Origin of the sequence: Microbacterium sp. ZOR0019, assembly GCF_000800925.1 — a bacterium.
In the GTDB taxonomy this organism is placed as follows: Bacteria; Actinomycetota; Actinomycetes; order Actinomycetales; family Microbacteriaceae; genus Microbacterium; species Microbacterium aurugineum.
Genome location: NZ_JRKC01000076.1, coordinates 1 through 26,544, shown reverse-complemented (window position 1 = coordinate 26,544; position 26,544 = coordinate 1). Strand labels below are relative to the sequence as shown.

Genomic DNA, 26,544 nt, shown 5'->3' with positions numbered 1-26,544 from the left:
CATGGCGCTCAGCGCCGTCTTGCTCCTGCCCCCTTCATCGGCCTCGGCCGAGACGACGGACGACGGACAGGAGATCACCGACTTCTACTTCGCCGGCGTCGTCACCAACGCGGACGAGCCCGTCGAAGGCGTCGTCATGTCCATCGAGGGCAACGGCTTCGAGGCCGAGACCGAGACCGACGCCGAGGGCAAGTGGCGCCTGTACGTGCCCGAGAAGGAGACGTACACCCTCACGGTCGACGAATCCACGCTTCCGGACGGAGTGATCGTCGACGCGACCCAGCTCCCCGAAGGCATCCAGCCCGTGTCGGGGACGACGGCATCGTTCGAGCTCGAGTTCGGCCTCACCGGGACCAAGATCGTCAACTTCTTCCTCGGTGCCGGCGAACGGGTGACGGTCTCCTTCCTCGATCAGCTCCTCTCGCGCATGGTGGGCGGACTGAACTTCGGTCTCCTGCTCGGCCTCGCCTCCATGGGCGCCGCGCTGATCTACGGGACCACCCGCCTGTCGAACTTCGCCCACGGTGAGATGGTCACGTGGGGCGCGGTGGTCATGCTGCTCTTCACCACGTTCTGGAACCTTCCGCCCTGGCTCGGCATCCTCGCCGCGGTCGTGGGCGGTGCGGCACTCGGCTGGGCCCTGGATGCGGGGATCTGGAAGCCTCTGCGCCGCCGAGGCCTGGGTGTCGTCCAACTGATGATCGTGAGCATCGGCCTCTCCCTCGCCCTGCGCTACGGCATGCAGTACATGATCGGCGGGAGCACCTACCAGCTGCCGGGCGCGAGTCCCGAGCCGATCAAGCTCGGGCCCATCTCGCTCTCCTACATCGACATGATCGCGATGGCGACGAGCATCATCGTGATCCTCGGCGTGGCCTTCTTCCTCACCAGGACCCGCACCGGAAAGGCGACCCGAGCGATCTCGGACAACCCGCAGCTGGCCGCCGCATCGGGCATCGACGTCGACAAGGTGATCCGCACGGTGTGGATCCTGGCCGGCACGCTCGCGGCGATCTCCGGCATCCTGTGGGCGTACTTCCGCCCCGGGGTCAAGTGGGACATGGGTATGCAGATGCTGCTGCTGATGTTCTGTGCGATCACGCTCGGCGGTCTCGGCTCCGCGATCGGCGCCCTGATCGGCTCGATCATCGTCGGCCTCGCGGTCGAGGTGTCGACCTTGTTCGGCGTACCGACAGACCTCAAGTACGCGACAGCACTGGTCGCACTGATCGTGATCCTGCTGGTGCGACCGCAGGGCATCCTCGGGCGCAAGGAAAGGTTGGGCTGACGCATGGACTTCGGCAGTATTTTCGGCAACACCGCCTCCTATCTCTTCAGCCCGACGACGATCGCCTACGCGCTCGCGGCAACGGGCCTCGCCGTGCACTTCGGATACACCGGACTGCTCAACTTCGGCATGGCGGCCTTCATGGCCATCGGCGCCTACGGCTATGCGATCTCGATCCTGACGTTCGGCTTCCCCTGGTGGGCGGCGCTTCTGGTCGGCCTGCTCGGCGGGGCGGTGTTCGCTCTCGTGCTCGGTATCCCCACCCTCCGTCTGCGCGCCGACTATCTGGCCATCGCGACCATCGCGACCGCCGAGGTGGTGCGCCTGCTGTTCGTGACCGAGCTGTTCAAGGACTGGACCAACTCGGCGGGCGGACTCTCGGGCTATCACCAGAGCTTCCGCGATGCGAACCCGTTCCCTCCCGGCACCTACGGCTTCGGACCGTGGACCTACAACGCGACGGACCTCTGGGTCCGAGTCGTCGGTGTGATCAGCCTCGCAGTGGCGGTGCTCGTGGTGTGGGCTCTCATGCGCAGCCCGTGGGGTCGTGTGCTCAAGGGCATCCGCGAGGATGAGGACGCGGTGCGCTCGCTCGGCAAGAACGTCTTCGCCTACAAGATGCAGGCCCTCGTGGTGGGTGGTGTGATCGGCGCCCTCGGAGGCGTCGTGTTCATCCTGCCGTCCGCGGTGATCCCCGGCAGCTACTCCACGTCGCTGACGTTCTTCCTGTGGACGATCCTCCTCCTCGGAGGTGCGGCGACCGTGCTCGGACCCACACTCGGCGCCGTGCTGTTCTGGGTGGTGTTCGCCTTCCTCGGCGCGCTCCTCCCCGCGATGGCGAACGCCGGCTACCTCCCGATGTCCAGCGCGCAAGCCGACGTCGTGCGGTACATCGTGATCGGTGTCGTTCTGATGCTGATCGTCATTTTCCGCCCCCAGGGCATCCTCGGAAACAAGAGGGAGATGACCTTTGTCAAGTAACGACGACGCGGCGGTCACGCCCGCGAAGACCACACCCCGCGCCAAGACCGGCGGTCTCGCCGCCGGTCCCGCAGCCCCCGGGGTCAAGAAGGTCGACCCGATCCTCATCGCCGATGCCGTGGAGCGCCGCTTCGGCGGCCTCACCGCGGTCGACGTCGATCACCTGGAGATCCCTCGCGGGGCGATCACCGCCCTGATCGGTCCGAACGGTGCCGGGAAGACGACCCTGTTCAACCTGCTGTGCGGCTTCGACAAGCCGAACGCCGGCACCTGGTCGTTCGACGGCAAGAACCTCTCGGGCATCCCCTCCTTCAAGGTGGCAAGGATGGGACAGGTGCGCACGTTCCAGCTGACCAAGTCACTGTCGCTGCTCACCGTGCTCGAGAACATGAAACTCGGCGCGAAGGACCAGCGCGGCGAAGGGTTCTGGGCGGGGCTGTTCCCCTTCCTCTGGCGCACGCAGGACCAGGAGATCGAGGCGCGCGCACACGAGCTCCTCACCCGCTTCAAGCTCGATGCCAAGGAGCAGGACTTCGCGGCATCGCTCTCGGGCGGTCAGCGCAAGCTCCTCGAGATGGCCCGCGCCCTCATGAGCGATCCGACCCTGGTCATGCTCGATGAGCCGATGGCCGGCGTCAATCCCGCCCTCACACAGTCCTTGCTCGAGCACATCCTCGACCTCAAGGAGCAGGGGATGACCGTGCTGTTCGTCGAGCACGACATGCACATGGTCCGGCACATCGCCGACTGGGTGGTCGTGATGGCCGAGGGGCGGGTCGTGGCCGAGGGGCCGCCCGACCAGGTCATGGAGGACCCCGCCGTCGTGGACGCCTACCTCGGGGCGCACCAGGATCTCGATCTCGGTGCCGTCACCGGTCGCCTCCCCGTGATCTCGGAGGAGGACGCGATCCGCATCCGGGAGAAGATCGAGACCGAGGTCGAGGCCGAAGAAGAGGCCGAGGACATCGAGGAGAAGAAGTCATGACCGACGCCCCCGTCGAACGCAACGAGATCAAGAACGACGACGTCATCGTCGAGCTGACCGATGTACACGCCGGCTACCTGCCGGGAGTGAACATCCTCAACGGAGCCAACCTCGTGGCCCACAAGGGCGAGTTGATCGGCATCATCGGACCGAACGGCGCCGGCAAGTCCACCCTGCTCAAGGCGATCTTCGGCATGGTCGAGATCCGCTCGGGCGACGTCACGGTGAAGGGCGAGAGCATCGTGGGCCTCAAGGCCGACAAGCTCGTCCGCCGCGGTGTGGCCTTCGTGCCGCAGACGAACAACGTGTTCCCCTCGCTCACGATCCAGGAGAACCTGGAGATGGGGCTCTACCAGAACCCGAAGATCTTCGCCGAGCGCCTCGAGTTCGTGAGCAGCATCTTCGCCGAGCTGGGCAAGCGACTCAAACAGCGCGCCGGGTCGCTCTCGGGCGGTGAGCGGCAGATGGTCGCGATGTCCCGGGCGCTCATGATGGACCCCTCCGTGCTGCTGCTCGACGAGCCGTCGGCCGGCCTCTCCCCCGTGCGGCAGGACGATGCCTTCATCCGGGTCTCCGACATCAACAAGGCCGGCGTGACGACGATCATGGTGGAGCAGAACGCCCGGCGCTGCCTGCAGATCTGCGACCGCGGCTACGTGCTCGATCAGGGCAAGGACGCCTACGAGGGTTCCGGTCGCGAGCTGTTGAACGATCCGAAGGTCATCGGCCTCTACCTGGGGACGCTCGGGACCGACGCCGCCTGACGTTCCGGTCGCGAAAAGGCTCGGTATCCGCGTGGATACCGAGCCTTTTTGCGACCGGAGCAGGGTGACCGCACAGAAGAAGGCCCCGGATGGTGTGCATCCGGGGCCTTCCTGTGTGCGATTACTTGATGCGCGAGGTGACGTTGTCGGCGTCGAACTCGTAGACGCCGATCGCGGCGCCCTTCGGGTCGTTGTTCTCGTCGAACGTGATCTCGCCCGAGAGGCCGTCGTAGTCCGCCGTGCCGCCGCCGTTGATGATGTCGGCGCACTCCGCGAACGTGGAGCACTTCTCGCCATCGCCGTCGCCACCGGAGACGGTGCGCATCTGCTCCGCCATGTCCGCACCCTCGACCGAGCCGGCGGCCAGAGCCGACAGCGCCATCAGGACCACGGCGTCGTACGCCTCGGCGGAGTACGTCACGGCGTCGATCGGGTCGTTGCCGTCAGCCGTCCAGACCTCGTTCAGCTGGTCGAGGAAGTCCTGCGGCAGCTCGGCGCCGGCGCGGGTGCCCTTCGAGCCCTCGAGGCTGACCGGGATGTCGGTGCCCCAGTCCTTGAGGTTGCCGTCGACGAGGTACAGCGACCCGGTGTCGACCCCGGCGTTGCCGAGGAGCGGCGCGATGGTCGCGAACTGGTCGTACGACACGACGGCCACGGCGTCGGGGTTCGCGGCAGCGATCTCCGAGACCTGCGCGTTGAACTGGCCGTCGCCCTGGTTGTAGGACGCATCCGCGACGACCTCGCCGCCGGTGCTCTCGAACGTCGCCTTGATGGCTTCGAAGAGACCGGTGCCGTACGGGTCGTTCTGGTAGATGATGCCGAGCGTCTTGTGACCGTCCTCGGCGATCTCGTTGCCGAGGACCTCGCCCTGGAGGTTGTCGCTCGGCGCCGTGCGGAAGTACAGCGGGTTGATGCCCGTGAAGTCCGGGGACGTGTTCGACGGCGAGACGGTGAGGATGCCCGCACCGGCGTTGCCGTCGAGGATGAGCTTGGTGACGCTCGACGATGCGGCACCGACCATGGCCGTGATGCCGGCGTTCTGCAGGTTGGTGATCGAGGTCTCATACGCCTTGTTGTCGAGGTCGCCCTCGTCGGCGGTGGTGAGGTCGATGGTCACGCCGGCGTCGGCCTCGTTGATCTGGTTGACGGCCAGCTGGACACCGGCCTCCATCGGAGCGCCGAGGAACGCGAGCGAACCGGTCGCGGGCAGGAGCGAGCCGAGCTTGAGCGTCAGATCGACGGCCGGCTTCTCACCACCCTCGCTCGGCTCGGCGTTCGGCGTGCTGCTGCAGCCGGCGACGACGATGGCGGATGCGCTGATCAAAGCGATCCCGGCGAAGACCTTCGCGGTGCGCGAGCCCTTCAGTGCGTTCATGATGCTCCCTTGCGTAACTGAACGTGGATTGTGACCACAGGCGGGTGCTCTAACACTAGGCCGTGATACGCGCGCGCAGGGATCGCAAGTATCTCGGTGCGTTAACGATCCGAGACCGGGTTCGGGCGGAGAAGAGACCCGGGTTCAGACGAGTTCGGTCGCGGCGATCCGACGGCCGCGGCGCCCGGCGAGCAGCAGATCGACGAGGAACACGGCGATGGCGATCCAGACGAGGATGAATCCCGCCCAGCGCTCCGGCGGCATCGGCTCGTGCAGGACGACGGCGCCGATGAGGAACTGCATCACCGGGGTGATGAACTGGATCATGCCGATCACCGTGAGGTTGATCCGCCGGGTTCCCGCGGCGAACAACAGCAGCGGTACCGCCGTCGCGACTCCCGCGAACGCCAGCAGCAGAGCGTGCACCCCTCCGTTCGCGCCCATCGTGATGCCCGCCGGGGTCATCGACACCACGATCAGTTGCGCGACGGCGATCGGGATCAGCCAGAACGACTCGAGGGTGAGCCCGCTGACGGCATCGACCGCCGGACCGATCTTCTTCTTGATGAGTCCGTAGATACCGAAGGATGCGGTCAGCGAGAGCGCGATCCACGGGAAGGCACGGTAGGCCACGATGATCACGACGACGGCGATCGCGGCGATGGCGATCGCGGCCCACTGCAGCCGGCGGATGCGTTCCTTCAAGACGAAGACCCCGAGCAGCACCGTGGTGATCGGATTGATGAAGTAGCCCAGGCTCGTCTCGATCACGTTGTCGCTGAGGGTTCCGATGAGGAACACCTGCCAGTTGACGTAGATCAGGAGCCCGGCGAGCGCCGTCCAGCCGAGCAGCCGGGGCTGCCGGAGGATCGCTCGGAACGCGGCCCACCCGCGGGTGACGGTGAGCAGCAGGAGGCAGAACATGAACGACAGCAGCACCCGCCAGGCGACGACCTCCCACGGCCCGGTCGGCGCGAGCAGGAGGAAGTAGAGCGGAAGCACGCCCCAGAGCAGGTAGGCGGCTCCGGCGTACGCGACCCCCGCGGTCCGGGTGGCGCGGGTCGTCTCAGGGGTCACCGCACAACACTAGCGCCGGGAATGCAGAAGGGGCCCGGATGCCGAAGCATCCGGGCCCCTTCGAGGACCTCGACCCTGCCCCGCGGAGGGGCCGGATCAGGTTCCGCAGATCAGCGGACGACGACCGCCAGGACGTCGCGAGCGGACAGGACGAGGAACTCGTCTGCGCCGAACTTCACCTCGGTGCCGCCGTACTTGCTGTAGAGCACGCGGTCGCCGACGGCGACGTCGATCGGAACACGGTTGCCGTTGTCGTCGATACGGCCGGGGCCGACCGCCACGACCTCGCCCTCCTGGGGCTTCTCCTTGGCGGTGTCGGGGATGACCAGGCCACTCGCGGTGGTCTGCTCGGCCTCGACCTGCTTGATGACGATCCGGTCCTCGAGCGGCTTGATGGAAACCGACACGGTCTACCTCTTCTTTCTTGACGCTGACACGAAAGACTTGTTCGCACTCTCAACCCGAGAGTGCTAATGCCAGTGTAGGCGGTGTGCTGGCACTCACGCAATGCGAGTGCCAGCACACCCGCTCGACACGGCTCCGCGCGTGGCGGGGAATTAGGCTGAGGGCGTGGAGATGTCCGAGCTGCGCGCCCTGCTGACCCCCGCCGGTCTCGAACTCCTCGACGCGGTCGGGACGGTCGGATCGAGTGCCGACGTCGCTCGCGCGGTCTCGAGGCTGCGCGCCGCCGGCCACTCCCCCGACCTGGTCTCCGCGGTCGTCGGGCAGGCTCACCTGCGCTCCAAGGCTTCCGCCAAATTCGGACCGTTCGCCGGACGCATGCTGTTCACCCGGGCGGGCCTGGAGCAGGCCACCAGGCTCGGAGTCGCCGCTCGCCACGCGCAGCGGATCCGCAGCGCGGGATTCACGGCTGTCGCCGACCTCGGCTGCGGGATCGGCGGCGACGCGCTGGCTTTCACCGGCGCCGGGCTCGACGTGCTGGCAGTCGACGCCGATGAGGTCACCGCCGCGATCGCCGCCTACAACCTCGCGCCGTTCGGTGACGGCGCAGTGGTGCGCCATGACACCGCCGAAGACGCCTTCGAGACGATGCCCGCCGCGGACGACCAGGCGATCTGGATGGACCCCGCCCGACGCACCTCCGGTCACGGTGAGACGCGGCGCGTGTCGGCCGACGACTACTCCCCCTCCCTCGACTGGGCGTTCGACGTCGCCCGCCGCGTGTCCACGGGCATCAAGCTCGGCCCCGCGCACGACCGAGATGCGCTGCCCGCCGACGCGGAGTCGCAGTGGGTGAGTGCCGACGGCAGTGTCGTCGAGCTCGTGGTGTGGAGCGGCGCCCTCGCCCGTGAAGGGGTCCGCCGCGCGGCCCTGGTGATCCGCGACGACCGGTCCCACGAGCTCACCGCACCCGCAGATGCCGCCGATGAGCCGGTGCGTGAGCTCGGCGCCTTCCTGCACGAACCCGACGGTGCCGTCATCCGTGCGCGTCTGATCGGCGATGTGGCCAGGAGCCTCGACGCTGGGATGCTCGACGAGCACATCGCCTACCTGACCTCCGATTCGGCGCTGACGAGCCCCTTCGTGCAGTCCTTCCGCGTGCGCGAGACGATGCCGGCGAACCCCAAGGCGATCAGCACAGCGCTGAAGGCGCACGGCATCGGCCGACTCGAGATCAAGAAGCGTGGGGTCGACGTCGACCCGGCGGCCTTCCGCACGAAGCTCACGCTGCGGGGAGACCAGGAGGCGACGCTGATCCTCGCCCGCATCGGCGATCGACGCGTGGCGATCCTCGCCGACCGGGTCTCCGCCGCGAGCTGATCCGTTTTCAGCTGCCGGTTCCCGCCCCCGGCGGTGCGATCTCGATCGGGTCTCCGGGTGGCGCCTCGACGAAGAACGACTCGCCCGGCGGGACGGTGGCGACGGGCACGCCCTCGGCGACCACCAGATACGCGTTCTGCTGCCCCGTGAACCTCAGCTCGAGCGCCGTGATCGTCGCCCTGCCGTCGCGCGTGTCGTCGTCGACGACCTGCGTGGCGAGCCCTCCTTCCACCGCCGTCTCGAACGGTACGCACGCCATGGGTCCGCCCGCGTCGACGATCAGGCACCTGTCCGTCGTGCCCTGCGCCGAGAGGCGGTCGGCGAGCCAGACCGGCTCCCCCCGGAACATGGTGATCAATGAGAGCCCGAAGCCGAAGCCGTCCGCCGCGAGCTCCTCGGCGCGATCGCGCACCTCTTCCGGGAACTCCGCCGCCAGCGAGGACGGTCCGCCCCAGCGCTGGATCCCCACCATCGGCTCACCGTCGACCGACAGGCGCAACGTGGCGATGACCGTCTCCACGCCGAAGGCCCCGTCGCCGGAAGACTCCTCGCCGATCGTCCCGTCCGCTTCCACGGGGAGAACCGCGGTCAACCCGTTGTCGACCTCGTCGACCGGGAGGCAGTCCGTCTGCTCCCGACCGCTCACATCGAGGACCATGCAGCTCAGAGCGCCGTCCTCCCTGGTCGCGTACCAGACCAGGGCGTCGTCCGACTCGGCGACCGCACGGACGGAGCCGGGATCGAACGTCGAGGCCGAGAGTTCGGCGCGTCGCTGCTGCTGCTCTCCGGTCAGGGGAATACTCGCGTCCCGCGGCGAGAACAGTGCCCAGCCGGCTCCGATGCCGACCGCGAGCACGACGGCGACCCCCGCGATCGCAGCCACGACCTGCTGCCGCAGCGCGCCCCGGCGAGGCACGGGTTCGTCGCTGACGGCAGGCGCAACCGGCACGGAAGGTTCGACCGTCGCGTCCGCAGGCGCTTGTTCCGCAGCGGGATCCTCGTCGTCCGCCGAGGGATCTGCACCGGCCTCGTCGACTGCCGACGGCGGGGGCTCGATCGGAGAGCGGCGTTGCTCCTCCAGGTCGCGCAGGCGCTCGGCCTCCCCCTCCGTCAGCCGTGTCCCGCGGCCGTAGGCCCGCTGCTGCAGCGCCCGAAGCTCCTCGGCGTCAGTCCTCGGCTGCACCGGCGGCGTCCGCTTCGTGGGTGATGACGAGGTAGCCCGCGCCCGTGCTCGAGGCCAGTTCGAAGTGCGTGACGGCACCGGAATCGGCGTCGACGACGTTGAGGACCAGACTCGCCCCCTGCTCCTGCATCGTCTCGGGATCGAGGCACGTCTGCGGGGAATCGTCGGTGGATCCGTCATAGATCAGGCAGGAGCTCTGCGTGTCGCTCTGCACGGCCGTCCAGAGCGGGACGTCGCCGTCGTAGCCGACCACCCAGAGGGAACCGGCGTCGAACCCCTCGCGCGTCAGTCGCGCCGCGGTCTGCGACTCCTCCTCGTTCGCATACGTGATCCCCGTCTGCGTCGGATCGTAGTCGTACGAGTTCACCGCGACGGCAGGCTCACCCGACGCGGTGAAGAGCATCTGCGCGCTGATCTGCCGCTGCAGGTCTTCTTCGGAGCGCACCGTGATCGAACCGTAGATGCCCTGCGCGGACACGGACTCCGTCTCGTCGCAGTTCGGCAGGGTCACATCGCCCGTGCTCAGAATCAGACACGTGCGCTCGCGACCGTCCTTCGTCGCGGTCCAGATGACCGCTCCCTCCTCCACCCCGAGCGCACGGACCGAGCCGGGATCGTAGTCCCCACCCGCGACGAGGTCGTCCTCCCACTGCTGCTGCTCAGGGGACAGCGCGACGGGTGCGTCGTGGGACCGACCGAAGGCGAGCCACCCCACGCCCACCCCGACCAGAAGTACGGCCACGGTGGCGAGGGCGACCGGTCGCCAGTGCGACCGCGTCACGGCGAGCAACGACCGCAGCGACGATCCCGGCGAGGCGTGTGCCTCCGCGATCGGCTCGGACATCTCGCCTCCCGACCGATCCGCCGGCCAGGGCTCATCGCGGCGCTCACCCGGCGACGGCCCGACGGAGTCCGTCCCATCGACGTGCGCCGCGCCTTGGAGCTGCGCCGGCTCCTCGAGCTGCGTCGGCTCCTCGACCTGCGTCGGCTCCTCGCTCTTCGGCGCAGCGGCCGTGGTCCGCCGGCGGTCCTCGAGTTCGCGGAGCCGCACCGCCTCAGCGGCCGTCAGTGCGGAGTCGCGGCCATAGGCCCGTGCGTGCAGGGAGCGCAGCTCCTCCGATTCCTCGGCGTCGAGCATCCGGTCACCCGAGCTTCTCGAACTGCATGCCCGCCCAAACCAGCCACCCCAGACTGTAGACGGTCGCGCAGAGACCCAGCACGAGCGCCCACCGCGCGATCGCCCGACTCTCGACCGGACGACGCAACGACATGGCCGCGGCAATGACCGCGACGATCGCGACGGGGATCCCCCAGCCGACGAAGAACGAGGCTCCGAGCGCGACGATCGCCGCCAGCAGCGCCCACGGCGCGAGTCGAGTGTCGTCGATGGGCGAGGCATCGGTCGACGGCTCCCACTCCACGTCGTCTCGCGCGTCGATGTCGGGACCGCTCGCGACCACGGGTTCGATGCCGACAGGGCCGGTGGGGAACTTGGCATACCCCTCCCGGCGGGCTCCGGGAAGCCGCGCGGCCGCAGCCGGATGCTGCTCGACCTGCTCGCTCGGGCTCTCGATGCGCGTCGGCGGGGTGGGTGAGGCCTTCGCCTCGGCCGCACCCGAGGTGTCGCTCATGCGGGCGCCCCCTCCGCGATCTGGATCTCGGTCACCGGAAGGGTCGAGTCCGCGCCGAACGTCAAGCGTGACGGCGGACGCCCCGAGGAGATCAGCTCCGACGCCAGGGCCGCGATCATGGCGCCGTTGTCGGTGCACAGCGAGAGAGGGGGAATGCGGACGGTGACGCCGGCCTCGGCGGCACGTCGGAGGGCGACCTCGCGCAGGCGCCGGTTCGCGATCACCCCGCCGCCGAGGAGCAGTCTCGGCACGCCGAGATCCGCGCAGGCGGCGAGCGCCTTGGTCACGAGCACATCGACGACGGCCTCACGGAAGCTCGCGGCGACGTCTGCCACCGGCACCTCGACCCCCTCCGCTTCGCACCGCTCGACCCAGCGGGCCACGGCCGTCTTCAGTCCGGAGAACGAGAAGTCATAGCGATGCTTCGCCAGATCGGAGGCCCGGGAGAGACCACGGGGGAAGCGGATAGCCTCCGGATCGCCATCGGCCGCCGCGCGGTCGATCTCGGGACCACCCGGGTAGGGCAGCGAGAGGAGCCGGGCGACCTTGTCGAAGGCTTCGCCTGCGGCGTCGTCCATGGTCTCGCCGAGGAGTTCGACGTCGGTCGTGAGATCGCGGACATGCAGCAGCGAGGTGTGCCCACCGGATACCAGCAGGGCGATCGTCGGATACTCGAGCGGTGCGGAGCCGCCGGTCAGGATGTCGGCGGCGATGTGGCCGACGAGGTGATTGACGGCATAGAGCGGTTTGTCGATCGAGACAGCGAGGCCCTTCGCCGCGCCCACGCCCACCATCAGCGCGCCCGCGAGACCAGGACCGCTCGTGACGGCCACCGCGTCGAGCTCATCCAGGCCCACACCCGCTTCGGCGAGCGCCGCATCGATGGCGGGTTGGAGCGCCTCGAGATGCGCCCGGGCCGCGACCTCCGGCACGACGCCGCCGTAGCGGGCGTGCTCGTCCATGCTCGACGCGATCGTGTTCGACAGCAGGGTGCGTCCGCGGACGATTCCGATGCCGGTCTCGTCGCAGCTCGTCTCGATGCCGAGGACCAGAGGCTCGTTCATGCCGTCGCCTCCTCGGACTCGTCTCGGGTGACCGGGTGACGGCGCAGCTCCAGGCGCATCACGACCGCATCCACATCATCCGGCTGATAGTAGCGGGGACGACGGCCGATCTCGGTGAAGCCTTCGGCGAGGTAGAGGCCCTCCGCCGCGGGGTTGTCGGCCCTGACCTCGAGGAACACCTCGCGGGCACCGCGCTCCGCCGCGGCGGCGAGCAGCGCACGCAGGAGCGCCCGGCCACGGCCCTGGCCGCGATATCCGCTGAGGAGCGCGATGGTCTGGATATCGGCGTCGGCGCTCCCGCGCAGGGCCCGCACCCCGCCGTAGCCGATCACACTCCCCTCGTGCTCATCGACCAGGTACCGGCCGTGCAGGCTGGCGAGCTCGGACGCCATGGTCTCCCGGCTCCAGGCATCGGTCGGGAAGGAGCGGTTCTCGATCATCATGATCGCGTCGAGGTCGTCGGGCACGGCGTCGCGGAGGGTCACGTCCCCACCTTCTTCGGGGCACCGGGCAGCGTCACATCCGGGTTCCGCAGATAGAGGGGCTCATCGTCCGTCAACACACGGCCGGCGGCGAGGGCGCGCGCGCCGACCCGGGCGAGGTCCCGCGCGGAGAGCGTCGCGACGTCGATGCGTCGGATGCCGTCGAGGTGTGCGTCGGCGTCCGCCGCGCGCACCAGGACCGTCTCGGCGACGACGTGCGGAATCCCGTCGGCGTCGATCCCGTCGAAGACCGTGATCGCGACCTCGCGTCGGCGCGCGTCGGTGACGACGGCGAACGGCCCCGTCTCGGTCTCGGTCGCGGTGAGCGCGGCCGCGAAATGGCTGGGCACCGCGATCACGGGGATGTCGCGTCCGAGCGCGAAGGCTCGTGCCGCGGCGATGCCGATCCGCAGTCCGGTGAACGGTCCGGGTCCCATGCCGGCGACGACGTGGGTCACCGCTCCAGCTCCGGCCTGTGCGAGCACCTCGACCAGCAGGTCGCCGATGATCTCGGCATGGCCGAGCGGGTCGGCTGCACTCGCCTCGGCGCGGAGGTCTCCGTCGGCATCGATGAGGGCCACAGCGGTACCCAGGGAGGTGTCGACGGCGAGGATCACCCTTCCAGATTAGCCGTGGTTCCGCTGGGAGAACGGCCTGGACCGGCCGGGAACGACGGCTCAGCCCAAGGGTGCGCGCAACGGGTAGTCCTGGTCCTCGAGGATCACCTGCGACGCGGCCCCCGTCGTGCGGTTCACGATCACCGGCGCGAGCAGGTTCACGCTCACGCCCTCCGCCGACGGGTGGGCGACCACGAGGATCAGTGCGTCTTCGGCGTCGCGGAGAGCGAGTGCGTCGGCCTGCTCGTCGGTGAGGATCGGCGCGTACTCGCTCAGCACCGTCCGCGGATCGACGAGGTAGAGCCGCAGCTCCGCGTCCTGCACGGCCCGCATCGCGAACAGTCCGTCGGCGCCGTCGACCGGGGCCAGGGCGAAGTCGACATGCGGCGCGAGTCCGGGAGGCGGGGCGAGGAAAGTCAGCGCCGCGGTCATCGGAGGAAGTCCATCAGCGACGGCTGGAGCACCCGCGCGTTCACCGCGAGCGCGGAGCGATACACGAGTTCCTGCGCCTGGAGGCGCACGAGCACTTCGATCGAATCGACGTCCTCGACCGCCGTGCGGCGGGACTCGAGGGACACGGAATTCTGCACTGCCGCCTCCTTGGCGCGTTCGATCTGAGATTGACGGGTGCCCACCGACCCCTGGACCCCGAGCATGGCCGTGCGACGCGCGTCGATCTCCGCGAGTCGCGGTCCGACGTTGGTACCGGAACGGAGATCGGCGACGATCCGGTCCACCAACGCGAACACCGAGTCGTCCCCGGTTCCGAAGACGGCGGCGCCATCGGTGTCGACGCGCACGGAGGCACCGTCGGAGACCCGTCGGGTCACCTCCGCGCCCGGTACGCCACTGTGGCTGTAGTCGGCGGCGAAGGCTGCCGTGTCCGACGTTCCGGCGAACACGGAGCGTCCGAGCAGCCGGGTGTTCGCCTGGGCGAAGAGCTCCTCGCGGAGGCCTTCGAGTTCCACGGCCAGTGCTTCCTTGGCCACGGCGTCGAGCGCGCCGTCGTTCGCACCCTGCGCGGTGAGGTCGCGGACCCGCCCGAGCAGTGAGGTGCTCGCGGTGATCGCCCCGTCGGCCGCCGTGACCCAGGCGAGTCCGTCGTCGATGTTGCGCGCGTACTGGTCGTTGCGTCGCTGCTCGGCGTGAAGCGCGAGCGCGGCTGCCGCGGCGGCCGGATCGTCGGACGGCGCGGCGAAGGCACGCTGCGAGGTGGCCTGCTCCTGCAGACGCGCGAGCTCGGAGAGGTTGGACTGCAGCTGCCGCATGGCCGTCTGCGTCATGGCCGAGGAGGTGACTCGAGAGATCATGATGCTCCTTCGATCAGCGTCCGACGAGACCCGTGCGGTTGATGAGCACGTCGAGCGCTTCGTCCACCGCGGTCATCACCCGGGCCGCGGCTTGATAGGCGGTCTGGTAGGTGAGCAGACTGATGGTCTCCTCGTCGCCGTCGACGGCGGCGACGGACTGCTGCGCGCCGACCGCCGCGACCGCGGCCGCGTCGGACACCTTCGCGCGCTGCACGTCGGCCGCCGTCGCCACACCGAACCGGGTGACATGGTCGGACCAGAGCGCGTCGGGCGAGGTCGCGCTCCGCCCGATCTGGGAGATCAGGTCGGCGTTGCTCGCGTCCCAGGCACCGGCGCCCGGGGCGGCGAGCGCCAGGTCCGACGGTGCTGTGATGGCGACGCTCAGCCCGAGTGCGGCGGAACCGGTCGGGGGGATCGTGAAGAAGTCGCCGCCGGGCTGTCCCGACGATGTGACCCCCGCGCGATGCTGGGTGTTCAGCGCTTCTGCCAGCCGCGTCGCCACCGCGTCGTAGGTGGAAGCGAGCTGCGCGAGCATCCCTCCATCCGCGGCCGGGGCGAGGACGGCGAGCGAACCGCCGAGCTCTCCGCCGTCGATCGATGCCGTCAGACCGGGAGCGGACGCCCAGGAGACCGTGAAGCGCTGGCCGGCGTCGATGGTGGCCGGTCCGTCCAGGACGAGATGGCGCGCATCGGAGCCTGCGACGAGGGCGTTGCCGCCGATGCGCACGGTCATCGTGCCGTCGGTCTCGAGGGTGGCGGCGGCACCCGACATGCGGGCGACGTTCTGCGCGAGCACGCTGCGCTGGTCCATGAGCTCGTTCGCCGAGCGCCCCGAGGCCAGGGCATCACGGATCTCGCCGTTGAGCACGGCGATCTGGTCCGCCGCCGCGTTCACCTGGGTGATCGTCCGGTCGGCCGCGGCGCGGGCATCGTTCCACTGTCCGGCCACCGTCCGGTACCCACCCGCGATCTGCGAGGCGAGTTCCTTCGCGGATTCCAGGATGCTGGACGCCGCGGCCCCCGAGTCGGGGGTGTTCGCGAGGTCCTGCCATCCCGACCAGAACTTCGACAGTCGGGCCGCGAGCCCGTTCTCGGTCGGTTCGGCGAGAGAGGCCTCGATCGTGGTGGCGGCGACGGCACGGGTGGACCAGAAGCCGGACGCGGCGAGGGAATCGCGGACGCGGGCATCGAGCAGAGCATCGCCGAGACGGGCCACGCCGTCGATCGACACACCGTGCCCCGGCTGTGCGCCGACGCTGAAGCGGCCGGTCTGGGCGATGGCGGCGATGGCCGAGGTCTGGACACGCTGACGCGTGTACCCCTCGGTCTTCTGGTTCGCGATGTTCTGTCCCACCACGTCCATGCCCCGTCGGGCCGCCGCGAGGCCGCTGGCCGCGGTGTTCAATCCACTGAAGGTCGACATGATCCCCTTCCGGTCACATCTCGGTGTCGATGATGCGCGCAGCGTCGTCGCGAGCGCGATCACCCGTCGTCGTGTACTCCCCGGTGTCGTGCCCCAATGCGGCGATCGTCTCCTGGGTCGCGCGGAGCACTCCGCTGAGCTGTTCCGCGTTGGCGTCGCGCATCTGCTCCACCTCGGCAGCGAGCTTGGTCAGCGCCCGCATGTGGTCCGCGAAGACCTCCTGCCACGCACCTTCCGGCGCGTGTGCGATCAGTTCGCGAATCGTCGCGCCCTCGGGAGCCCCCCACTCCTCGGCGACGGTCGCGACCTCGACGGCGCGCGCGAGTCCCGCGCCACGAAGCCTGTCGAGTACCTGATCGATCTCACGCGCGGCAAACTGTATCCATTGGGATCGCCCGGCGGCGAGCAGCAACTGCTGCTCGTCGAGCTTGAAGAGCAGCATCTCGAGCAGTTCACGCTCTCGCCACAGCTGTATCGATAGTTCGTTGGCTCCCATGATCCCCTTTTCCCCAGTGATCGCCACGCCTCATAACGCGGCCAAAGGTCACTATCGGCTGCCGCGCCCCTAAGGTTACTATGTGGAACGGCGATGGGTAGTTCTCCCCATGTACATATCTCGCTCCTTGTGATATACACATCTGCTCATCTCCTCGGATCTTCCGGAGTGCATCCAGAGAGGTGGATCATCCCCCATGCCTTCGCGCGCTGAGCGCAATCTCCTCATCGAGAGCAACCTCCCCCTGGTCGGATACCTCGCCGCCGAAACCCATTCCCGCGCCACCCACATCCCCCGTGACGAGCTGGCGGCCGTCGGCGCGCTCGCGCTCGTGACCGCGGCCGACGCGTTCGATCCTGACCTGGGCGTCCCCTTCGGCGCCTACGCGCGCCGTCGCATCCTCGGTGCCTTCGCCGACGAGATGCGCTCCATGGACTGGGCGTCGCGCGGCATCCGCAAGCGCATCAAAGAGACGGTCGCCGTCCGCGAGACGCTCACCGCCGGTCTCGGCCGGACCGCGACCCCGACCGAGGTCGCCACAGCCATGGGCGTCACGAAGGACGTCGTCGTCGAAGCACTCGGCGATGCCGCGCGGACCGTGACCACCCTGGACGATCCCGCGGCCCGTGACGTCGCCACCGAGATCCCCCTGCCCGAAGAATCCGCCCTCGTCGGCGAACGCCGCGACATCCTCGAGCAGGCCGTCGCGGCGCTCCCGGAACGTATGCGCCGGATCGTGCAGGCCGTGTACTTCGACGAGCGGCCCGTGAAGGAGATCGCCGAGGAACTGGGCGTGACCCACTCGGCGGTGTCGCAGCAGCGCTCGGAAGCCATCCGGCTCCTCCGCGACGCTCTGGATCGGTACTTCGCCGAGGGCGCGGCACCGACGACGACCACGCGCGTGTCCGCCGGCGCCCGCGACGCCTACTTCTCGCGGATCGCCGATGCGAGCAGTCCGCGGATCGCGGACATCTTCCGCGAAGCCGCCCCCGCCTGACCCGCGCTTCTCATCGCCCGGCTAACGGGCACGCCACCTCCGCCGATAGGTGTGAGCGGGAGACCACGGATGGTCACCCGTACAACACCATTCACGGAGGAGAACCCTTATGGGTATGCAGATCAACACCAACGTGTCGGCGCTCAACGCCTACCGCAACCTGTCCAACACGCAGAACGACCTGTCGAAGTCGCTCGAGAAGCTGTCGAGCGGCCTGCGGATCAACCGCGCGGCGGACGACGCGGCGGGCCTGGCGATCTCCGAGGGTCTGCGTTCGCAGGTCAACGGCCTGAACGTCGCGGCACGCAACGCCCAGGACGGCATCTCGGTCATCCAGACCGCAGAAGGCGCCCTGACCGAAGTCCACTCGATCCTTCAGCGCGTTCGCGACCTGACCGCTCAGGGTGCGAACGACTCGAACAACGCGAAGTCGCGCGAAGCGATCCAGACCGAGATCGGCGCCCTGGGCGACGAGCTCACCCGGATCGCCGAGAGCACCAACTTCAACGGCATCAAGCTGCTCTCGGGCGGCACGACGCTGACGTTCCAGGTCGGTGCGGGCGCGGTCGCCGCCGAGGACCAGATCTCGGTCGCACTGACCGACTTCGCCAGCCTCGGCGCCGACATCAAGGGATACGCGGCCACGATGACGGACGCTGCCACCTACGGTGCCGCGCTGGCCGACATCGACACCGAGATCCAGGCGGTCTCGACCGCACGTGCCGGTTACGGTGCGCTGCAGAACCGCTTCGAGTCGACCATCAACAGCCTCAACGTGTCGGCGGAGAACCTCGCCGCCGCCGAGAGCCGGATCCGCGACACCGACATGGCGTCCGAGATGGTCAAGTTCACGTCGGCGAACATCCTGTCGCAGGCGGGCACGGCCATGCTGGCCCAGGCGAACCAGTCCAACCAGGGCGTTCTCCAGCTCCTGCGCTGACCCACGCCGTAGTGTCCGGGCGGCGGTTCCGCCCGTCGCCCGGACACCGTCCGCTCCCGATCCGCAAAGGCGATCATGTCCCTCTCGCTCGACGGTCTCGTCTCCGGCCTGAAGACCACGGAGGTCATCAAGGCGCTGATGGACGTGCACGCCATCCCGCGCTCGCTGCTCAAGGCGAAGATGGACGACAAGAACGGCATCGTCTCCCAGCTGCAGACCCTGAACACCGCGATCCAGAACCTCGCGACCGCAGCCGAGAAAGCCGCGGTCCCCGATGGACTCGCCCGCTTCACCACCACCTCCTCGTCGCCCTCGGTCACCGTCGCCACGCGCGCCGGCGCTGCTCCGCTCTCCGCCGACATCGTCGTGGACCAGGTCGCCACGAACCACACGATCGTCTCCGCCGCCACACAGGGCTGGCCGGTCGATCCCCCCGTGATCACGCTCGAGAACGCCACGGGCGAGCGCGTGCAGGTCACGGCCGACTCCGCGTCGATGCAGGACGTCGCCCAGGCGATCAACGAAGCGGGCGCGGGTATCGTCGCCGCCGCCGTCCCCGCCGGGCGTGACGCCGACGGGAACGTGATGCACCGCCTGCAGCTGCGCGCCGCGGACTCGGGAGAGGCCGGACAGTTCCGCGCCTATCGCGGTGACATCGCCGCCGTCGAGAGCGGCACGGCATCCGACCTCTCCACCGAAGCGGGAGCCGCCGTCATCGCCACCGGCGCCGACGCCCGTCTGCGCCTCTGGGCGGGAACGAGCGCCGAACAGGTGCTGACCTCGTCGAGCAACACGTTCACCGATCTGTTCGACGGTGTGGACGTGACGGTCACCGCACGCTCCGCCGATCCCGTCACGATCGGCGTCGCCGTCGACACCGAAGCACGGACGAAGGCGTCGGCGGACTTCATCGCCGCCGTCAAGGACATCCTGACCCGCATCGACAACGGCTCGAAGACGACCGTCGCCGCGAAGCCGGGAGACAAGACCACCCTCGGCGTCTTCACGGGCGACAGCACCGTCCGCGGGTTGCGCAATGCGCTCGCCGACGCCGTGCAGCACCCCGTCGACGGGGTCTCCCCCTCATCCATCGGCATCTCGACCGACATGTACGGCGTCCTGAGCTTCGACGAGGAGAAGTTCGCCGAGGCGCTCGCGAAGGATCCGGATGCCGTGGCCGGCCTCTTCTCCGACGTCGCCGCGCGCGTGCAGGACACCGCGAAGATCTACTCGGACAAGTACGACGGGCTCCTCACCTCCCGCATCACGGGACAGGAGAGCGAGGTCAAGGGGCTCGGCGAGCAGATGGAGCGCTGGGACGTGCGGCTCGCGCAGCGCAAGGCCTCCCTCGAGCGCACGTACGCACGACTCGAAGTCATGCTGTCGCAGCTCCAGTCGCAGTCGACGTACCTCTCGTCGCAGATCGCCGCCCTCCCGGGCTCGAGTTCGAACGGGGGGAAGTGAGCATGAACGCCGCCCTGCGCGCACAGCAGCGCTACCGCGAGGATGCCGTGCTGTCGGCACCCCCGGAGCGCCTGGTGACCATGCTCTACGACCGGCTGCTGCTGGACATCGAGCGTGGCGAGACCGCTCAGCGTGCCGAGGACTGGGCCGAGGCGAACGCGCAGCTGCAGCACGCGCAGGCGATCGTCTCGGAGCTGTCCTCCTCGCTGACCGACGACTGGAACGGCAGTGCCGGACTGCGTTCGGTCTACGTCTTCCTCTCTCAGACGCTCATCGGAGCCAACATCGGCCGCGATCCCGAGCGCACCCGCGCCTGCCACGGCATCGTCGCCCCACTGCGCGATGCCTGGCACGAGGCCGCCCGCACCGTGGCGGAGAGCCGGGCGTGAGCATGGACGAGTGGACCGCGCTGCTCGATCGGCTCGAGCACGACGCCGAACGGATCCTCGCCGCTGCCCCCGGCACCGCGGATGCGGCGGACCTGGCCCCCTGGACACCGCCCGCCGCTCCGCTTCCCCCCGCGCTCGCGGATCGCGCCCGACAGGTCGTCGAGCTGCAGCGCACGGCGATGGAACGAACCCGCACCGACCTCGACGGCCTCCGGCAGCACCTCGGCGCCGTGAGCCGCATCCCGGGCACCCGACGCCCCGAGGAGCCCGCCTACCTCGATGTGGACGGCTGAAACCGCTCCCTAACGCCGCGCACGAACCTGCCGATAGAGCAGGGAGAGCACGGATGGCTCGCATGACTCGGCCAGGGATCGGCCACACCAGCCACACACGGGGAGCCGGTTCGTGTTCGATTCTGTGACCATCACCGCACTGACGAGTGCGCTCGACGGCCTCGCGCTGCGTCAGCGGGCCATCGCGGACAACATCGCCAACATCAACACCCCGAACTATCACGCCAAGCGCGTGCAGTTCGAAGAGGCCCTCGCCCGCTCGGTCGATGCCGGCGACGGTCGGGTCGGCGCGACGGTCGGCACCTCGCTCGAACCGACCCGGCTGAACGGCAACAACGTCAACCTCGACACCGAGACCCTCTCCAGCGTCGACACGATGCTGCGCTACCAGTTCGCGACGCAGGCCGTGAACGGCTCGTTCTCTTCGATGCGCACGGCGATGAGGACCTCATGACCTTCGATGCGATCGGGATCGCGAGCACCGGACTCACCGTGCACCGCAAGTGGCTCGACGCCATCAGCGACAACATCGCGAACATCAACACGGCCACCTCGACCGACGGTGCAGCCTTCCGGGCGCGGTACATCCTCGCCCAGCCGAGCGATCAGTCGCCCGGTGTGTACGTTGCGGGCACCGTGCAGGGCAGCGCCGTGGGACGGGTCGTCCATCAGCCCGACCACCCGCTCGCCGACGCGGACGGCTACGTCCGCTACCCGGACATCGACCTGGGTGATCAGATGAGCCAGCTCATCCTCGCTCAGCGCGGCTACCAGGCCAGCGCCGGCATCGTCGATCGTGCGCGCAACGCCTACGAAGCAGCTCTCCAGATCGGACGCAACTGATGGACCCGCTCGCCGGCATCGAGGGCATCTCCTCGGGTTTCACGCTCACGCCACCCGTCGCCCCCACGAAGGGCACTGACGACACCGCCTTCGCGAACAGCGTCACCGGGGCGATCGACGAGCTGCGTTCACTGCAGTCGGAGTCCGATGCCCTCAAGGTCGCCGCGGTCACCGGTGACCTCGACGACATCCACGCCGCGATGATCGCCTCCTCCCGCGCCTCGGTGACGCTCGAGCTGGTCGCCGCCGTGCGCAACAAGGGCGTCGACGCGTTCAATGAGATCATGCGGATGCAAGCCTGATGCCCCAGGCCGTCACCACCGTGTTCCAGCGGATCGGACGCGTGATCGCGGGCTTCTCGCTCGCGCAGCGCACGATCGCGATCATCGGCGTCGCCGTGCTCGCCCTCGGTATCGTCGCGCTCTCCAGCTGGCTCACCCGCCCCACGTACACCCCGCTCTTCTCCGGCATGAGCGCCTCCGACGCGAACGCCGTGGTCGAGCAGCTGCGGTCGTCGTCGGTGCCCTACGAGCTGGCGGACGGCGGCGCGACCGTGCTCGTCCCCGAGAAGGACGTCTATGACCAGCGGCTCGCCGCGGCGTCCGCCGGCCTTCCCGGCGCGAGCTCGGGCGGCTACTCGCTGCTCGACGACATGGGGGTGACGACCTCCGAGTTCCAGCAGTCCGTGACCTACAAGCGTGCGATCGAGGGCGAGCTCGCGGCCACGATCTCGTCGATCGAGGGAGTGACGGCGGCCTCGGTGCAGCTGGCCATCCCGGAGGAGAGCGTCTTCGTCTCGGAGACCGTCGACGCCACGGCCTCGGTGTTCGTGGAGACATCCGGCAACGCGACGCTGACCCCGAAGCAGGTCGAGGCCATCGTGCATCTCACCTCCGCGGCCGTCAGCGGGATGAAGCCCGAGAACGTCGCCGTGGTGGACCAGAGCGGACAGACGCTCTCGGCCGCGGGAGTCGGGACCACCGGCGGCGTGGACCAGCAGGCCAGCGACTACGAGGCTCGGGTCACGGCGAACGTCCAGCAGATGCTCGACACCGTGGTCGGGCCCGGCAACGCCAAGGTCACCGTGGTCGCCGAGATCGATCACTCCGTCAACGAGCGCGTCGAAGAGACCTACACCCCGGCCGAGGGCGCTCCGCCACTCACCGAGCAGACCAGGACCGACAGGCAGGACGGATCGAGCTCGAACGCGGGAGTGCTCGGCCCCGACAACATCGCCGTGCCGTCCACGGACGGCGACGGCACCTCCGAGTCCACGGAGACCTCGAAGACCAACGCGGTCAACAAGAGCACGCAGAGCACCTCCACACCCGCCGGCTCGCTGCTTCGCCAGTCGGTCTCCGTCGCGGTCGATGCGGGAGCAGGCGGTGACCTGAGCACCGCACAGCTGAGCGACCTCGTCGAGACCGCCGCCGGGATCGACACCGAGCGCGGCGACTCGATCGCCGTCGAACTCGTCTCGTTCAACCAGACCAGTTCCGAAGCAGCGCAGGCCGCGCTGCAGGCCGCCAAGGAGACGGAGGCCGCCGAGCGCCAGGCGGTCCTTCTGAACACGCTGATCATCGCCGCGGCGATCGCCCTGCCGCTGCTGCTCGCCGTCATCGCCGCTCTGGTGCGCATGCGCCGCCGCGCGAACTCGGCGACCGAATTCGACCAGCTCTTCGGCGACCGCCCGGCGCCGCTCTCGGCCATCGGCGCCGGCGCCACGACGGCAGCGATCGACCAGGCGGCCACGACCCCGCTCGCCTTCCTCGAGACGACCCCCGACCCCGAGCCCGAGCCCGATCCGGAACCCGCGCAGGTCAGCCTCGAGCGTCGTCGCGCCGAGATCGACTCCCTCACCCGGCAGGACCCGAAGCGCACGGCCGAGCTGCTGCGCACCCTCATCGACGACAGGCAGCACGTATGAGCGAGCTGACCGATCGGCAGACCGCGGCCGTCGTCCTGATGAACCTCGATCGTGCACAGGCGATCGAGGTCATGAAGCACCTCTCGGAGTCGGAGGCGGAGGCCGTCGCCGCCGAGATCATCGGCCTCCAGGACCTGGATGCCGCCACCACCGCGCAGGCGCTGGGCCAGTTCCACCGCATCGCGAGCGGGCACCTCCCTCCCGCGCGCGGAGGTCGGGACATCGCCGCCGGGCTTCTCGAGGCCTCGTTCGGCGCAGAACGCGCGGCAGCCGTCCTCGGCAGGGTCGGTTCGACGGCGATGAACTCGTCGTTCGACTTCCTGGGCTCCGCCGACCCCGCCCAGCTGGCGACGCTGCTCGACGGAGAGCTCCCGCAGACCGTGGCCCTCGTGCTCGCGCACCTGCCCACCGAGCGCGCCGCCGCCGTCCTGGCGGCTCTCCCCGACCCGACCCGCACCGACGTCGCACACGCCATCGCCACCATGGGGACCGCGTCCCAGGAGGCGATCGCGATCGTGGCCGATGCGCTGAAGACCCGCACCGGGACCTTCGCGAGCCGTGATGCGCCCGAGACCCTCGGCGGCGTCGAGCCGCTGGTCGAGATCATCGCCCGCTCCGGAGCGACCGTCGAGAAGGCTCTGCTGGCGAGCATCGAAGATCGGGACAGCGCGCTCGCGGAGGACATCCGTTCACGCATGTTCACCTTCGCCGACATCGTCAAGCTCGACGATCGAGACACGCAGCGCGTGCTGCGCGGCATGGACATCCGCTCCCTCGCACTCGCTCTGAAGGGTGCCAATCAAGGGATCGCGGACCTCATCCGTCGCAACGTCTCCGAGCGCAACCGCGAGAACCTCGACGAGGAGGCGCGGACACTCGGCCCCGTGCGGATGTCGCAGGTCGAGGAGGCCCGAGCCGAGATCGTGCGCACCATCCGCGCGCTCGAAGCCGCCGGCGACATCACGGTGCAGCGCACGGACGAGGACGAATATGTCTACTGACGCCTTCTCTCCCGTGCTGTTCCCGCGTCTCGACCGACACGAGGACGGCTCGGAGCATGCCCGGGCGCGGCTGCGCGGCTACGCGGACGGTCACGCGGAGGGATATCGCGCCGGGCTCGCGGAGGCCGCATCCGCCCAGCGCGTCGCAGATGCGGAACGCGCCGCCCGCGAGCAGGCATCCGCCCGCCGCGTCGAGGACGCCGTCTCCGCACTCCACGCAGCGGCGCGCTCCCTCGGCGAGCGGGAGCGGGAGCTGACCTCCGCCGCACAGGACCACGTGCTGCGCTGCGCGATCGAGCTCGCGGAGCTCATCCTGCTCGGCGAACTCTCGGATGCCGGTGCCTCCGCCGCCGCCGCGGCACGCCGTGCCCTCGAGGTCGGCGAGCCCGACGAGATCCGCGAAGTGCGCCTGCACCCCGACGACCTCCGCACGCTCGAAGGCACGGAGGGCACGATCGCCGGCCTCCTGCTGATCGCCGATGACACGCTCGACCGCGGAGACGCCGTCGCGATCCTGGACCACGGCCGCATCGATGCCCGGGTCGGGAGCGCGCTCGAGCGTGCTCGTCGCGCACTCGCCGAGGCCGGATCATGACGGCCTGGGGGGCGGTGCGCGAGGCCGTGCGGCCCGAACGCGTCGGGGTCGTCTCGCAGGTGCGCGGACTGAGCGTGCAGGTGCGCGGCCTCGACGGCGCGGTCGGCGACGTGGTGACCCTCGACGGGGTGGACGCCGAGGTGGTCGCGGTCGGCGAGGGCGGGTTGCGGTGCATGCCGTTGGGCGCCGTCAGCGGGCTCACTGTGGGGGCACCGGTGCGCGGTCGCGGCGGACCCCTGCGCGTGCCGACCGGAACGCCCCTGCTCGGACGTGTCCTGGACGGGCTCGGCCGTCCCATCGACGGGAAGGGGCCGCTGCACGGCGCCACCGAGGTGAGCCTGGATCATGCTCCGCCGTCGATCATGGGCCGCGATCGGATCGACTCCCCGCTTCCGCTCGGGGTGCGGGCGCTCGACACCCTCGTCAGCGTCGGCCGAGGGCAGCGCGTCGGGCTCTTCGCGGGCTCCGGTGTGGGCAAGTCCTCGCTGCTGTCGATGATCGCGCGCGGCACCGACGCCGAGGTGACGGTGATCGCCCTGGTCGGTGAGCGCGGTCGCGAGGTGCGCGAGTTCATCGAGGACGATCTGGGTCCCGAAGGCCTCGCCCGCTCGGTGGTCGTCGTCTCCACCTCCGACCAACCGGCCATGGCGCGCATCCGTGCCGCCTACACAGCGACGAGGATCGCCGAAGCCTTCCGCGACGACGGCGCGCACGCGATCCTCATGATGGACTCCCTCACCCGCGTCGCGATGGCGCAACGTGAGATCGGTCTCTCCGCGGGCGAGCCCCCCGCCACCCGCGGGTATCCACCGTCGACCTTCTCGCTCCTCGCGGGCCTCCTCGAACGCGCGGGCACCGATCGCGGTGGTTCGATCACCGGCATCTACACCGTGCTCGTGGACGGCGACGACCACAACGAACCGATCGCGGACACCGTGCGATCGATCCTCGACGGTCACGTCGTGCTGGATCGGGCGCTCGCGTTGTCCGGACACCATCCGGCGATCGACGTGCTCGGCTCGGTCTCCCGCGTGGCGGGCAAGATCACTGCCGCCGGACAACGGTCGGACGCGGCGACCCTGCGTGCCGTGCTCGCCGCGCGTCGACGGGCGAACGACCTGATCGACATCGGTGCCTACCAGGCGGGAGCGGACGCGCGCATCGACGCCGCGATCACCCATGAGCGGGCGATCTCCGCCTTCCTCACCCAGTCCCTCGATGAGACGAGCGGGATCGACGAGTCCTGGCGTCGACTCGAGGAGCTCGTCTCGACGTTCGGAGCTGTCGCATGAGCCGGTCCTTCTCCTTGGCGGGTCTGCTGCGCGTGCGCGAGATCCAGGAGAGAGCGGCTGCGCAGCGGCTCTCACGGGCGGTGATCGACGCACAGCACACCGAAGCCCGCGACCGGTCGCTGCGTGCGCACCTGGCGGGCAGCGGGAACGAGGCCGTCGACGTCCGCTCCCTCGCCGCCCTTGCCGCGGCGCGTGTGGCAGGCCGGACGCTGCTCGCCGATCTGACGACGCTCTCGGAGCTGCAGGAGCAGACGGTGTCACAGGCCCGCGCGGAGCATGCCGAAGCACGGAGAGCGATGCGCGGACTCGATCGCCTCGCCGAAGCGCATGCCGAGAAGACGCGGA

General features: G+C 69.3%; 31 protein-coding genes. 18 read left to right on the top strand and 13 right to left on the bottom strand.

Annotation, left to right across the window (positions count from 1 at the left end; translation table 11 throughout):
- Position 1 precedes the first annotated feature (1 nt).
- Genes L978_RS15400 through L978_RS15385 form a run of 4 tightly spaced genes read left to right on the top strand, consistent with a single transcriptional unit; the run spans position 2 to position 4,018 of the window.
- Positions 2-1,288, top strand: a complete 1,287-nt coding sequence (locus L978_RS15400; RefSeq protein WP_081997086.1) for a branched-chain amino acid ABC transporter permease — start codon at positions 2-4, stop codon at positions 1,286-1,288.
- A 3-nt stretch (positions 1,289-1,291) separates the two neighbouring features.
- Positions 1,292-2,269 (top strand): branched-chain amino acid ABC transporter permease, encoded by a 978-nt coding sequence (locus L978_RS15395; RefSeq protein WP_047524168.1) that lies wholly within the window; start codon positions 1,292-1,294, stop codon positions 2,267-2,269.
- Positions 2,259-3,254, top strand: a complete 996-nt coding sequence (locus L978_RS15390) for an ABC transporter ATP-binding protein (RefSeq protein ID WP_052193800.1) — start codon at positions 2,259-2,261, stop codon at positions 3,252-3,254. The genes L978_RS15395 and L978_RS15390 overlap by 11 nt, the downstream gene beginning before the upstream one ends.
- Positions 3,251-4,018: an ABC transporter ATP-binding protein gene (locus L978_RS15385; RefSeq protein ID WP_047524167.1), complete on the top strand. Its 768-nt coding sequence runs from the start codon at positions 3,251-3,253 to the stop codon at positions 4,016-4,018. Before L978_RS15390 ends, L978_RS15385 begins: the two co-directional genes overlap by 4 nt.
- A 121-nt stretch (positions 4,019-4,139) precedes the next feature.
- Here the strand turns inward: L978_RS15385 and L978_RS15380 are convergent, their stop codons facing one another.
- From L978_RS15380 to groES, 3 genes are all read right to left on the bottom strand, one after another.
- Positions 4,140-5,393, bottom strand: a complete 1,254-nt coding sequence (locus tag L978_RS15380) for an ABC transporter substrate-binding protein (RefSeq protein WP_047524166.1) — start codon at positions 5,391-5,393, stop codon at positions 4,140-4,142.
- Between the two features lie 144 nt (positions 5,394-5,537).
- Entirely contained in the window at positions 5,538-6,470 is a 933-nt protein-coding gene (gene rarD / locus L978_RS15375; protein ID WP_047524165.1) for an EamA family transporter RarD, read from the bottom strand.
- A 110-nt stretch (positions 6,471-6,580) separates the two neighbouring features.
- Positions 6,581-6,877 (bottom strand): co-chaperone GroES, encoded by a 297-nt coding sequence (gene groES, locus L978_RS15370; protein ID WP_047524164.1) that lies wholly within the window; start codon positions 6,875-6,877, stop codon positions 6,581-6,583.
- A gap of 169 nt (positions 6,878-7,046) precedes the next feature.
- On the opposite strand from groES, the gene L978_RS15365 reads away from it, so the two are divergent.
- Positions 7,047-8,252, top strand: coding sequence for a THUMP-like domain-containing protein (locus tag L978_RS15365; RefSeq protein WP_442921852.1), 1,206 nt, complete (start codon positions 7,047-7,049; stop codon positions 8,250-8,252).
- Positions 8,253-8,259: 7 nt separating this feature from the next.
- Here L978_RS15365 and L978_RS15360 read toward each other — a convergent pair whose 3' ends face one another.
- The 10 genes from L978_RS15360 to L978_RS15315 are packed head-to-tail and all read right to left on the bottom strand — an operon-like array spanning position 8,260 to position 16,458.
- Positions 8,260-9,435, bottom strand: a complete 1,176-nt coding sequence (locus L978_RS15360) for a hypothetical protein (protein ID WP_047524162.1) — start codon at positions 9,433-9,435, stop codon at positions 8,260-8,262.
- On the bottom strand, positions 9,419-10,573 hold the full coding sequence (locus L978_RS15355; protein ID WP_052193799.1) for a hypothetical protein: 1,155 nt from the start codon (positions 10,571-10,573) through the stop codon (positions 9,419-9,421). The genes L978_RS15360 and L978_RS15355 overlap by 17 nt, the downstream gene beginning before the upstream one ends.
- A 4-nt stretch (positions 10,574-10,577) precedes the next feature.
- Positions 10,578-11,066, bottom strand: a complete 489-nt coding sequence (locus L978_RS15350) for a hypothetical protein (RefSeq protein ID WP_047524160.1) — start codon at positions 11,064-11,066, stop codon at positions 10,578-10,580.
- Positions 11,063-12,130, bottom strand: coding sequence for a tRNA (adenosine(37)-N6)-threonylcarbamoyltransferase complex transferase subunit TsaD (tsaD, locus tag L978_RS15345; protein ID WP_047524159.1), 1,068 nt, complete (start codon positions 12,128-12,130; stop codon positions 11,063-11,065). Before tsaD ends, L978_RS15350 begins: the two co-directional genes overlap by 4 nt.
- Positions 12,127-12,615 carry a ribosomal protein S18-alanine N-acetyltransferase gene (gene rimI, locus L978_RS15340; protein WP_047524158.1) on the bottom strand — a complete coding sequence of 163 codons (489 nt, stop codon included), beginning with the start codon at positions 12,613-12,615 and terminating at the stop codon, positions 12,127-12,129. Before rimI ends, tsaD begins: the two co-directional genes overlap by 4 nt.
- Positions 12,612-13,229, bottom strand: a complete 618-nt coding sequence (tsaB, locus tag L978_RS15335) for a tRNA (adenosine(37)-N6)-threonylcarbamoyltransferase complex dimerization subunit type 1 TsaB (protein WP_047524157.1) — start codon at positions 13,227-13,229, stop codon at positions 12,612-12,614. The genes rimI and tsaB overlap by 4 nt, the downstream gene beginning before the upstream one ends.
- 60 nt (positions 13,230-13,289) lie before the next feature.
- The gene (locus L978_RS15330) at positions 13,290-13,661 is read right to left on the bottom strand and encodes a flagellar assembly protein FliW (protein ID WP_047524156.1); all 372 of its coding nucleotides are present in this window, start codon (positions 13,659-13,661) and stop codon (positions 13,290-13,292) included.
- Positions 13,658-14,539 (bottom strand): flagellar hook-associated protein FlgL, encoded by an 882-nt coding sequence (gene flgL / locus L978_RS15325; RefSeq protein ID WP_047524155.1) that lies wholly within the window; start codon positions 14,537-14,539, stop codon positions 13,658-13,660. The genes L978_RS15330 and flgL overlap by 4 nt, the downstream gene beginning before the upstream one ends.
- 13 nt (positions 14,540-14,552) lie before the next feature.
- Positions 14,553-15,962: a flagellar hook-associated protein FlgK gene (flgK, locus tag L978_RS15320; protein WP_047524154.1), complete on the bottom strand. Its 1,410-nt coding sequence runs from the start codon at positions 15,960-15,962 to the stop codon at positions 14,553-14,555.
- 13 nt (positions 15,963-15,975) lie between these two features.
- On the bottom strand, positions 15,976-16,458 hold the full coding sequence (locus L978_RS15315; RefSeq protein WP_047524153.1) for a flagellar protein FlgN: 483 nt from the start codon (positions 16,456-16,458) through the stop codon (positions 15,976-15,978).
- Between the two features lie 196 nt (positions 16,459-16,654).
- On the opposite strand from L978_RS15315, the gene L978_RS15310 reads away from it, so the two are divergent.
- The 13 genes from L978_RS15310 to L978_RS15250 all read left to right on the top strand — a co-directional run.
- The gene (locus tag L978_RS15310; protein WP_047524152.1) at positions 16,655-17,455 is read left to right on the top strand and encodes a sigma-70 family RNA polymerase sigma factor; all 801 of its coding nucleotides are present in this window, start codon (positions 16,655-16,657) and stop codon (positions 17,453-17,455) included.
- Between the two features lie 109 nt (positions 17,456-17,564).
- Positions 17,565-18,395 (top strand): flagellin N-terminal helical domain-containing protein, encoded by an 831-nt coding sequence (locus tag L978_RS15305; protein ID WP_047524151.1) that lies wholly within the window; start codon positions 17,565-17,567, stop codon positions 18,393-18,395.
- Positions 18,396-18,470: 75 nt separating this feature from the next.
- Complete coding sequence (fliD, locus tag L978_RS15300) at positions 18,471-19,859, top strand: flagellar filament capping protein FliD (protein WP_047524150.1); 1,389 nt, start codon at positions 18,471-18,473, stop codon at positions 19,857-19,859.
- A gap of 2 nt (positions 19,860-19,861) precedes the next feature.
- Complete coding sequence (gene fliS, locus L978_RS15295; RefSeq protein WP_047524149.1) at positions 19,862-20,248, top strand: flagellar export chaperone FliS; 387 nt, start codon at positions 19,862-19,864, stop codon at positions 20,246-20,248.
- 2 nt (positions 20,249-20,250) lie between these two features.
- Positions 20,251-20,541 (top strand): hypothetical protein, encoded by a 291-nt coding sequence (locus L978_RS15290; RefSeq protein WP_231555080.1) that lies wholly within the window; start codon positions 20,251-20,253, stop codon positions 20,539-20,541.
- A gap of 112 nt (positions 20,542-20,653) precedes the next feature.
- Complete coding sequence (flgB, locus tag L978_RS15285) at positions 20,654-20,995, top strand: flagellar basal body rod protein FlgB (RefSeq protein ID WP_047524147.1); 342 nt, start codon at positions 20,654-20,656, stop codon at positions 20,993-20,995.
- Positions 20,992-21,384, top strand: a complete 393-nt coding sequence (locus L978_RS15280; RefSeq protein WP_047524146.1) for a flagellar basal body rod protein FlgC — start codon at positions 20,992-20,994, stop codon at positions 21,382-21,384. The genes flgB and L978_RS15280 overlap by 4 nt, the downstream gene beginning before the upstream one ends.
- Positions 21,384-21,686 (top strand): flagellar hook-basal body complex protein FliE, encoded by a 303-nt coding sequence (fliE, locus tag L978_RS15275; RefSeq protein ID WP_047524145.1) that lies wholly within the window; start codon positions 21,384-21,386, stop codon positions 21,684-21,686. Before L978_RS15280 ends, fliE begins: the two co-directional genes overlap by 1 nt.
- On the top strand, positions 21,686-23,311 hold the full coding sequence (fliF, locus tag L978_RS15270; protein ID WP_047524144.1) for a flagellar basal-body MS-ring/collar protein FliF: 1,626 nt from the start codon (positions 21,686-21,688) through the stop codon (positions 23,309-23,311). The genes fliE and fliF overlap by 1 nt, the downstream gene beginning before the upstream one ends.
- Positions 23,308-24,312, top strand: a complete 1,005-nt coding sequence (gene fliG / locus L978_RS15265) for a flagellar motor switch protein FliG (RefSeq protein WP_047524143.1) — start codon at positions 23,308-23,310, stop codon at positions 24,310-24,312. Before fliF ends, fliG begins: the two co-directional genes overlap by 4 nt.
- Positions 24,302-24,907: a FliH/SctL family protein gene (locus L978_RS15260; RefSeq protein ID WP_081997085.1), complete on the top strand. Its 606-nt coding sequence runs from the start codon at positions 24,302-24,304 to the stop codon at positions 24,905-24,907. Before fliG ends, L978_RS15260 begins: the two co-directional genes overlap by 11 nt.
- The gene (locus L978_RS15255) at positions 24,904-26,199 is read left to right on the top strand and encodes a FliI/YscN family ATPase (RefSeq protein WP_047524141.1); all 1,296 of its coding nucleotides are present in this window, start codon (positions 24,904-24,906) and stop codon (positions 26,197-26,199) included. The genes L978_RS15260 and L978_RS15255 overlap by 4 nt, the downstream gene beginning before the upstream one ends.
- Positions 26,196-26,544, top strand: a 349-nt coding sequence (locus L978_RS15250) for a hypothetical protein (protein ID WP_047524140.1), incomplete at its 3' end; no start/stop codon positions are given. The genes L978_RS15255 and L978_RS15250, both read left to right, overlap by 4 nt.

Bases quoted from the DNA above. Each gene is read 5' to 3' on its own strand.
- L978_RS15315 (WP_047524153.1), bottom strand. From the start codon at position 16,458: ATGGGAGCCAACGAACTATCGATACAGCTGTGGCGAGAGCGTGAACTG.
- tsaD (WP_047524159.1), bottom strand. From the start codon at position 12,130: ATGAACGAGCCTCTGGTCCTCGGCATCGAGACGAGCTGCGACGAGACC.
- L978_RS15365 (WP_442921852.1), top strand. From the start codon at position 7,047: ATGTCCGAGCTGCGCGCCCTGCTGACCCCCGCCGGTCTCGAACTCCTC.
- L978_RS15355 (WP_052193799.1), bottom strand. From the start codon at position 10,573: ATGCTCGACGCCGAGGAATCGGAGGAGCTGCGCTCCCTGCACGCACGG.
- fliS (WP_047524149.1), top strand. From the start codon at position 19,862: ATGAACGCCGCCCTGCGCGCACAGCAGCGCTACCGCGAGGATGCCGTG.
- fliF (WP_047524144.1), top strand. From the start codon at position 21,686: ATGCCCCAGGCCGTCACCACCGTGTTCCAGCGGATCGGACGCGTGATC.
- L978_RS15400 (WP_081997086.1), top strand. From the start codon at position 2: ATGGCGCTCAGCGCCGTCTTGCTCCTGCCCCCTTCATCGGCCTCGGCC.
- fliE (WP_047524145.1), top strand. From the start codon at position 21,384: ATGGACCCGCTCGCCGGCATCGAGGGCATCTCCTCGGGTTTCACGCTC.
- L978_RS15350 (WP_047524160.1), bottom strand. From the start codon at position 11,066: ATGAGCGACACCTCGGGTGCGGCCGAGGCGAAGGCCTCACCCACCCCG.
- L978_RS15255 (WP_047524141.1), top strand. From the start codon at position 24,904: ATGACGGCCTGGGGGGCGGTGCGCGAGGCCGTGCGGCCCGAACGCGTC.
- L978_RS15395 (WP_047524168.1), top strand. From the start codon at position 1,292: ATGGACTTCGGCAGTATTTTCGGCAACACCGCCTCCTATCTCTTCAGC.
- L978_RS15385 (WP_047524167.1), top strand. From the start codon at position 3,251: ATGACCGACGCCCCCGTCGAACGCAACGAGATCAAGAACGACGACGTC.
- L978_RS15310 (WP_047524152.1), top strand. From the start codon at position 16,655: ATGCCTTCGCGCGCTGAGCGCAATCTCCTCATCGAGAGCAACCTCCCC.
- L978_RS15305 (WP_047524151.1), top strand. From the start codon at position 17,565: ATGGGTATGCAGATCAACACCAACGTGTCGGCGCTCAACGCCTACCGC.
- fliD (WP_047524150.1), top strand. From the start codon at position 18,471: ATGTCCCTCTCGCTCGACGGTCTCGTCTCCGGCCTGAAGACCACGGAG.
- fliG (WP_047524143.1), top strand. From the start codon at position 23,308: ATGAGCGAGCTGACCGATCGGCAGACCGCGGCCGTCGTCCTGATGAAC.
- L978_RS15330 (WP_047524156.1), bottom strand. From the start codon at position 13,661: ATGACCGCGGCGCTGACTTTCCTCGCCCCGCCTCCCGGACTCGCGCCG.
- flgK (WP_047524154.1), bottom strand. From the start codon at position 15,962: ATGTCGACCTTCAGTGGATTGAACACCGCGGCCAGCGGCCTCGCGGCG.
- L978_RS15380 (WP_047524166.1), bottom strand. From the start codon at position 5,393: ATGAACGCACTGAAGGGCTCGCGCACCGCGAAGGTCTTCGCCGGGATC.
- L978_RS15290 (WP_231555080.1), top strand. From the start codon at position 20,251: ATGGACGAGTGGACCGCGCTGCTCGATCGGCTCGAGCACGACGCCGAA.
- flgL (WP_047524155.1), bottom strand. From the start codon at position 14,539: ATGATCTCTCGAGTCACCTCCTCGGCCATGACGCAGACGGCCATGCGG.
- L978_RS15280 (WP_047524146.1), top strand. From the start codon at position 20,992: ATGACCTTCGATGCGATCGGGATCGCGAGCACCGGACTCACCGTGCAC.
- L978_RS15260 (WP_081997085.1), top strand. From the start codon at position 24,302: ATGTCTACTGACGCCTTCTCTCCCGTGCTGTTCCCGCGTCTCGACCGA.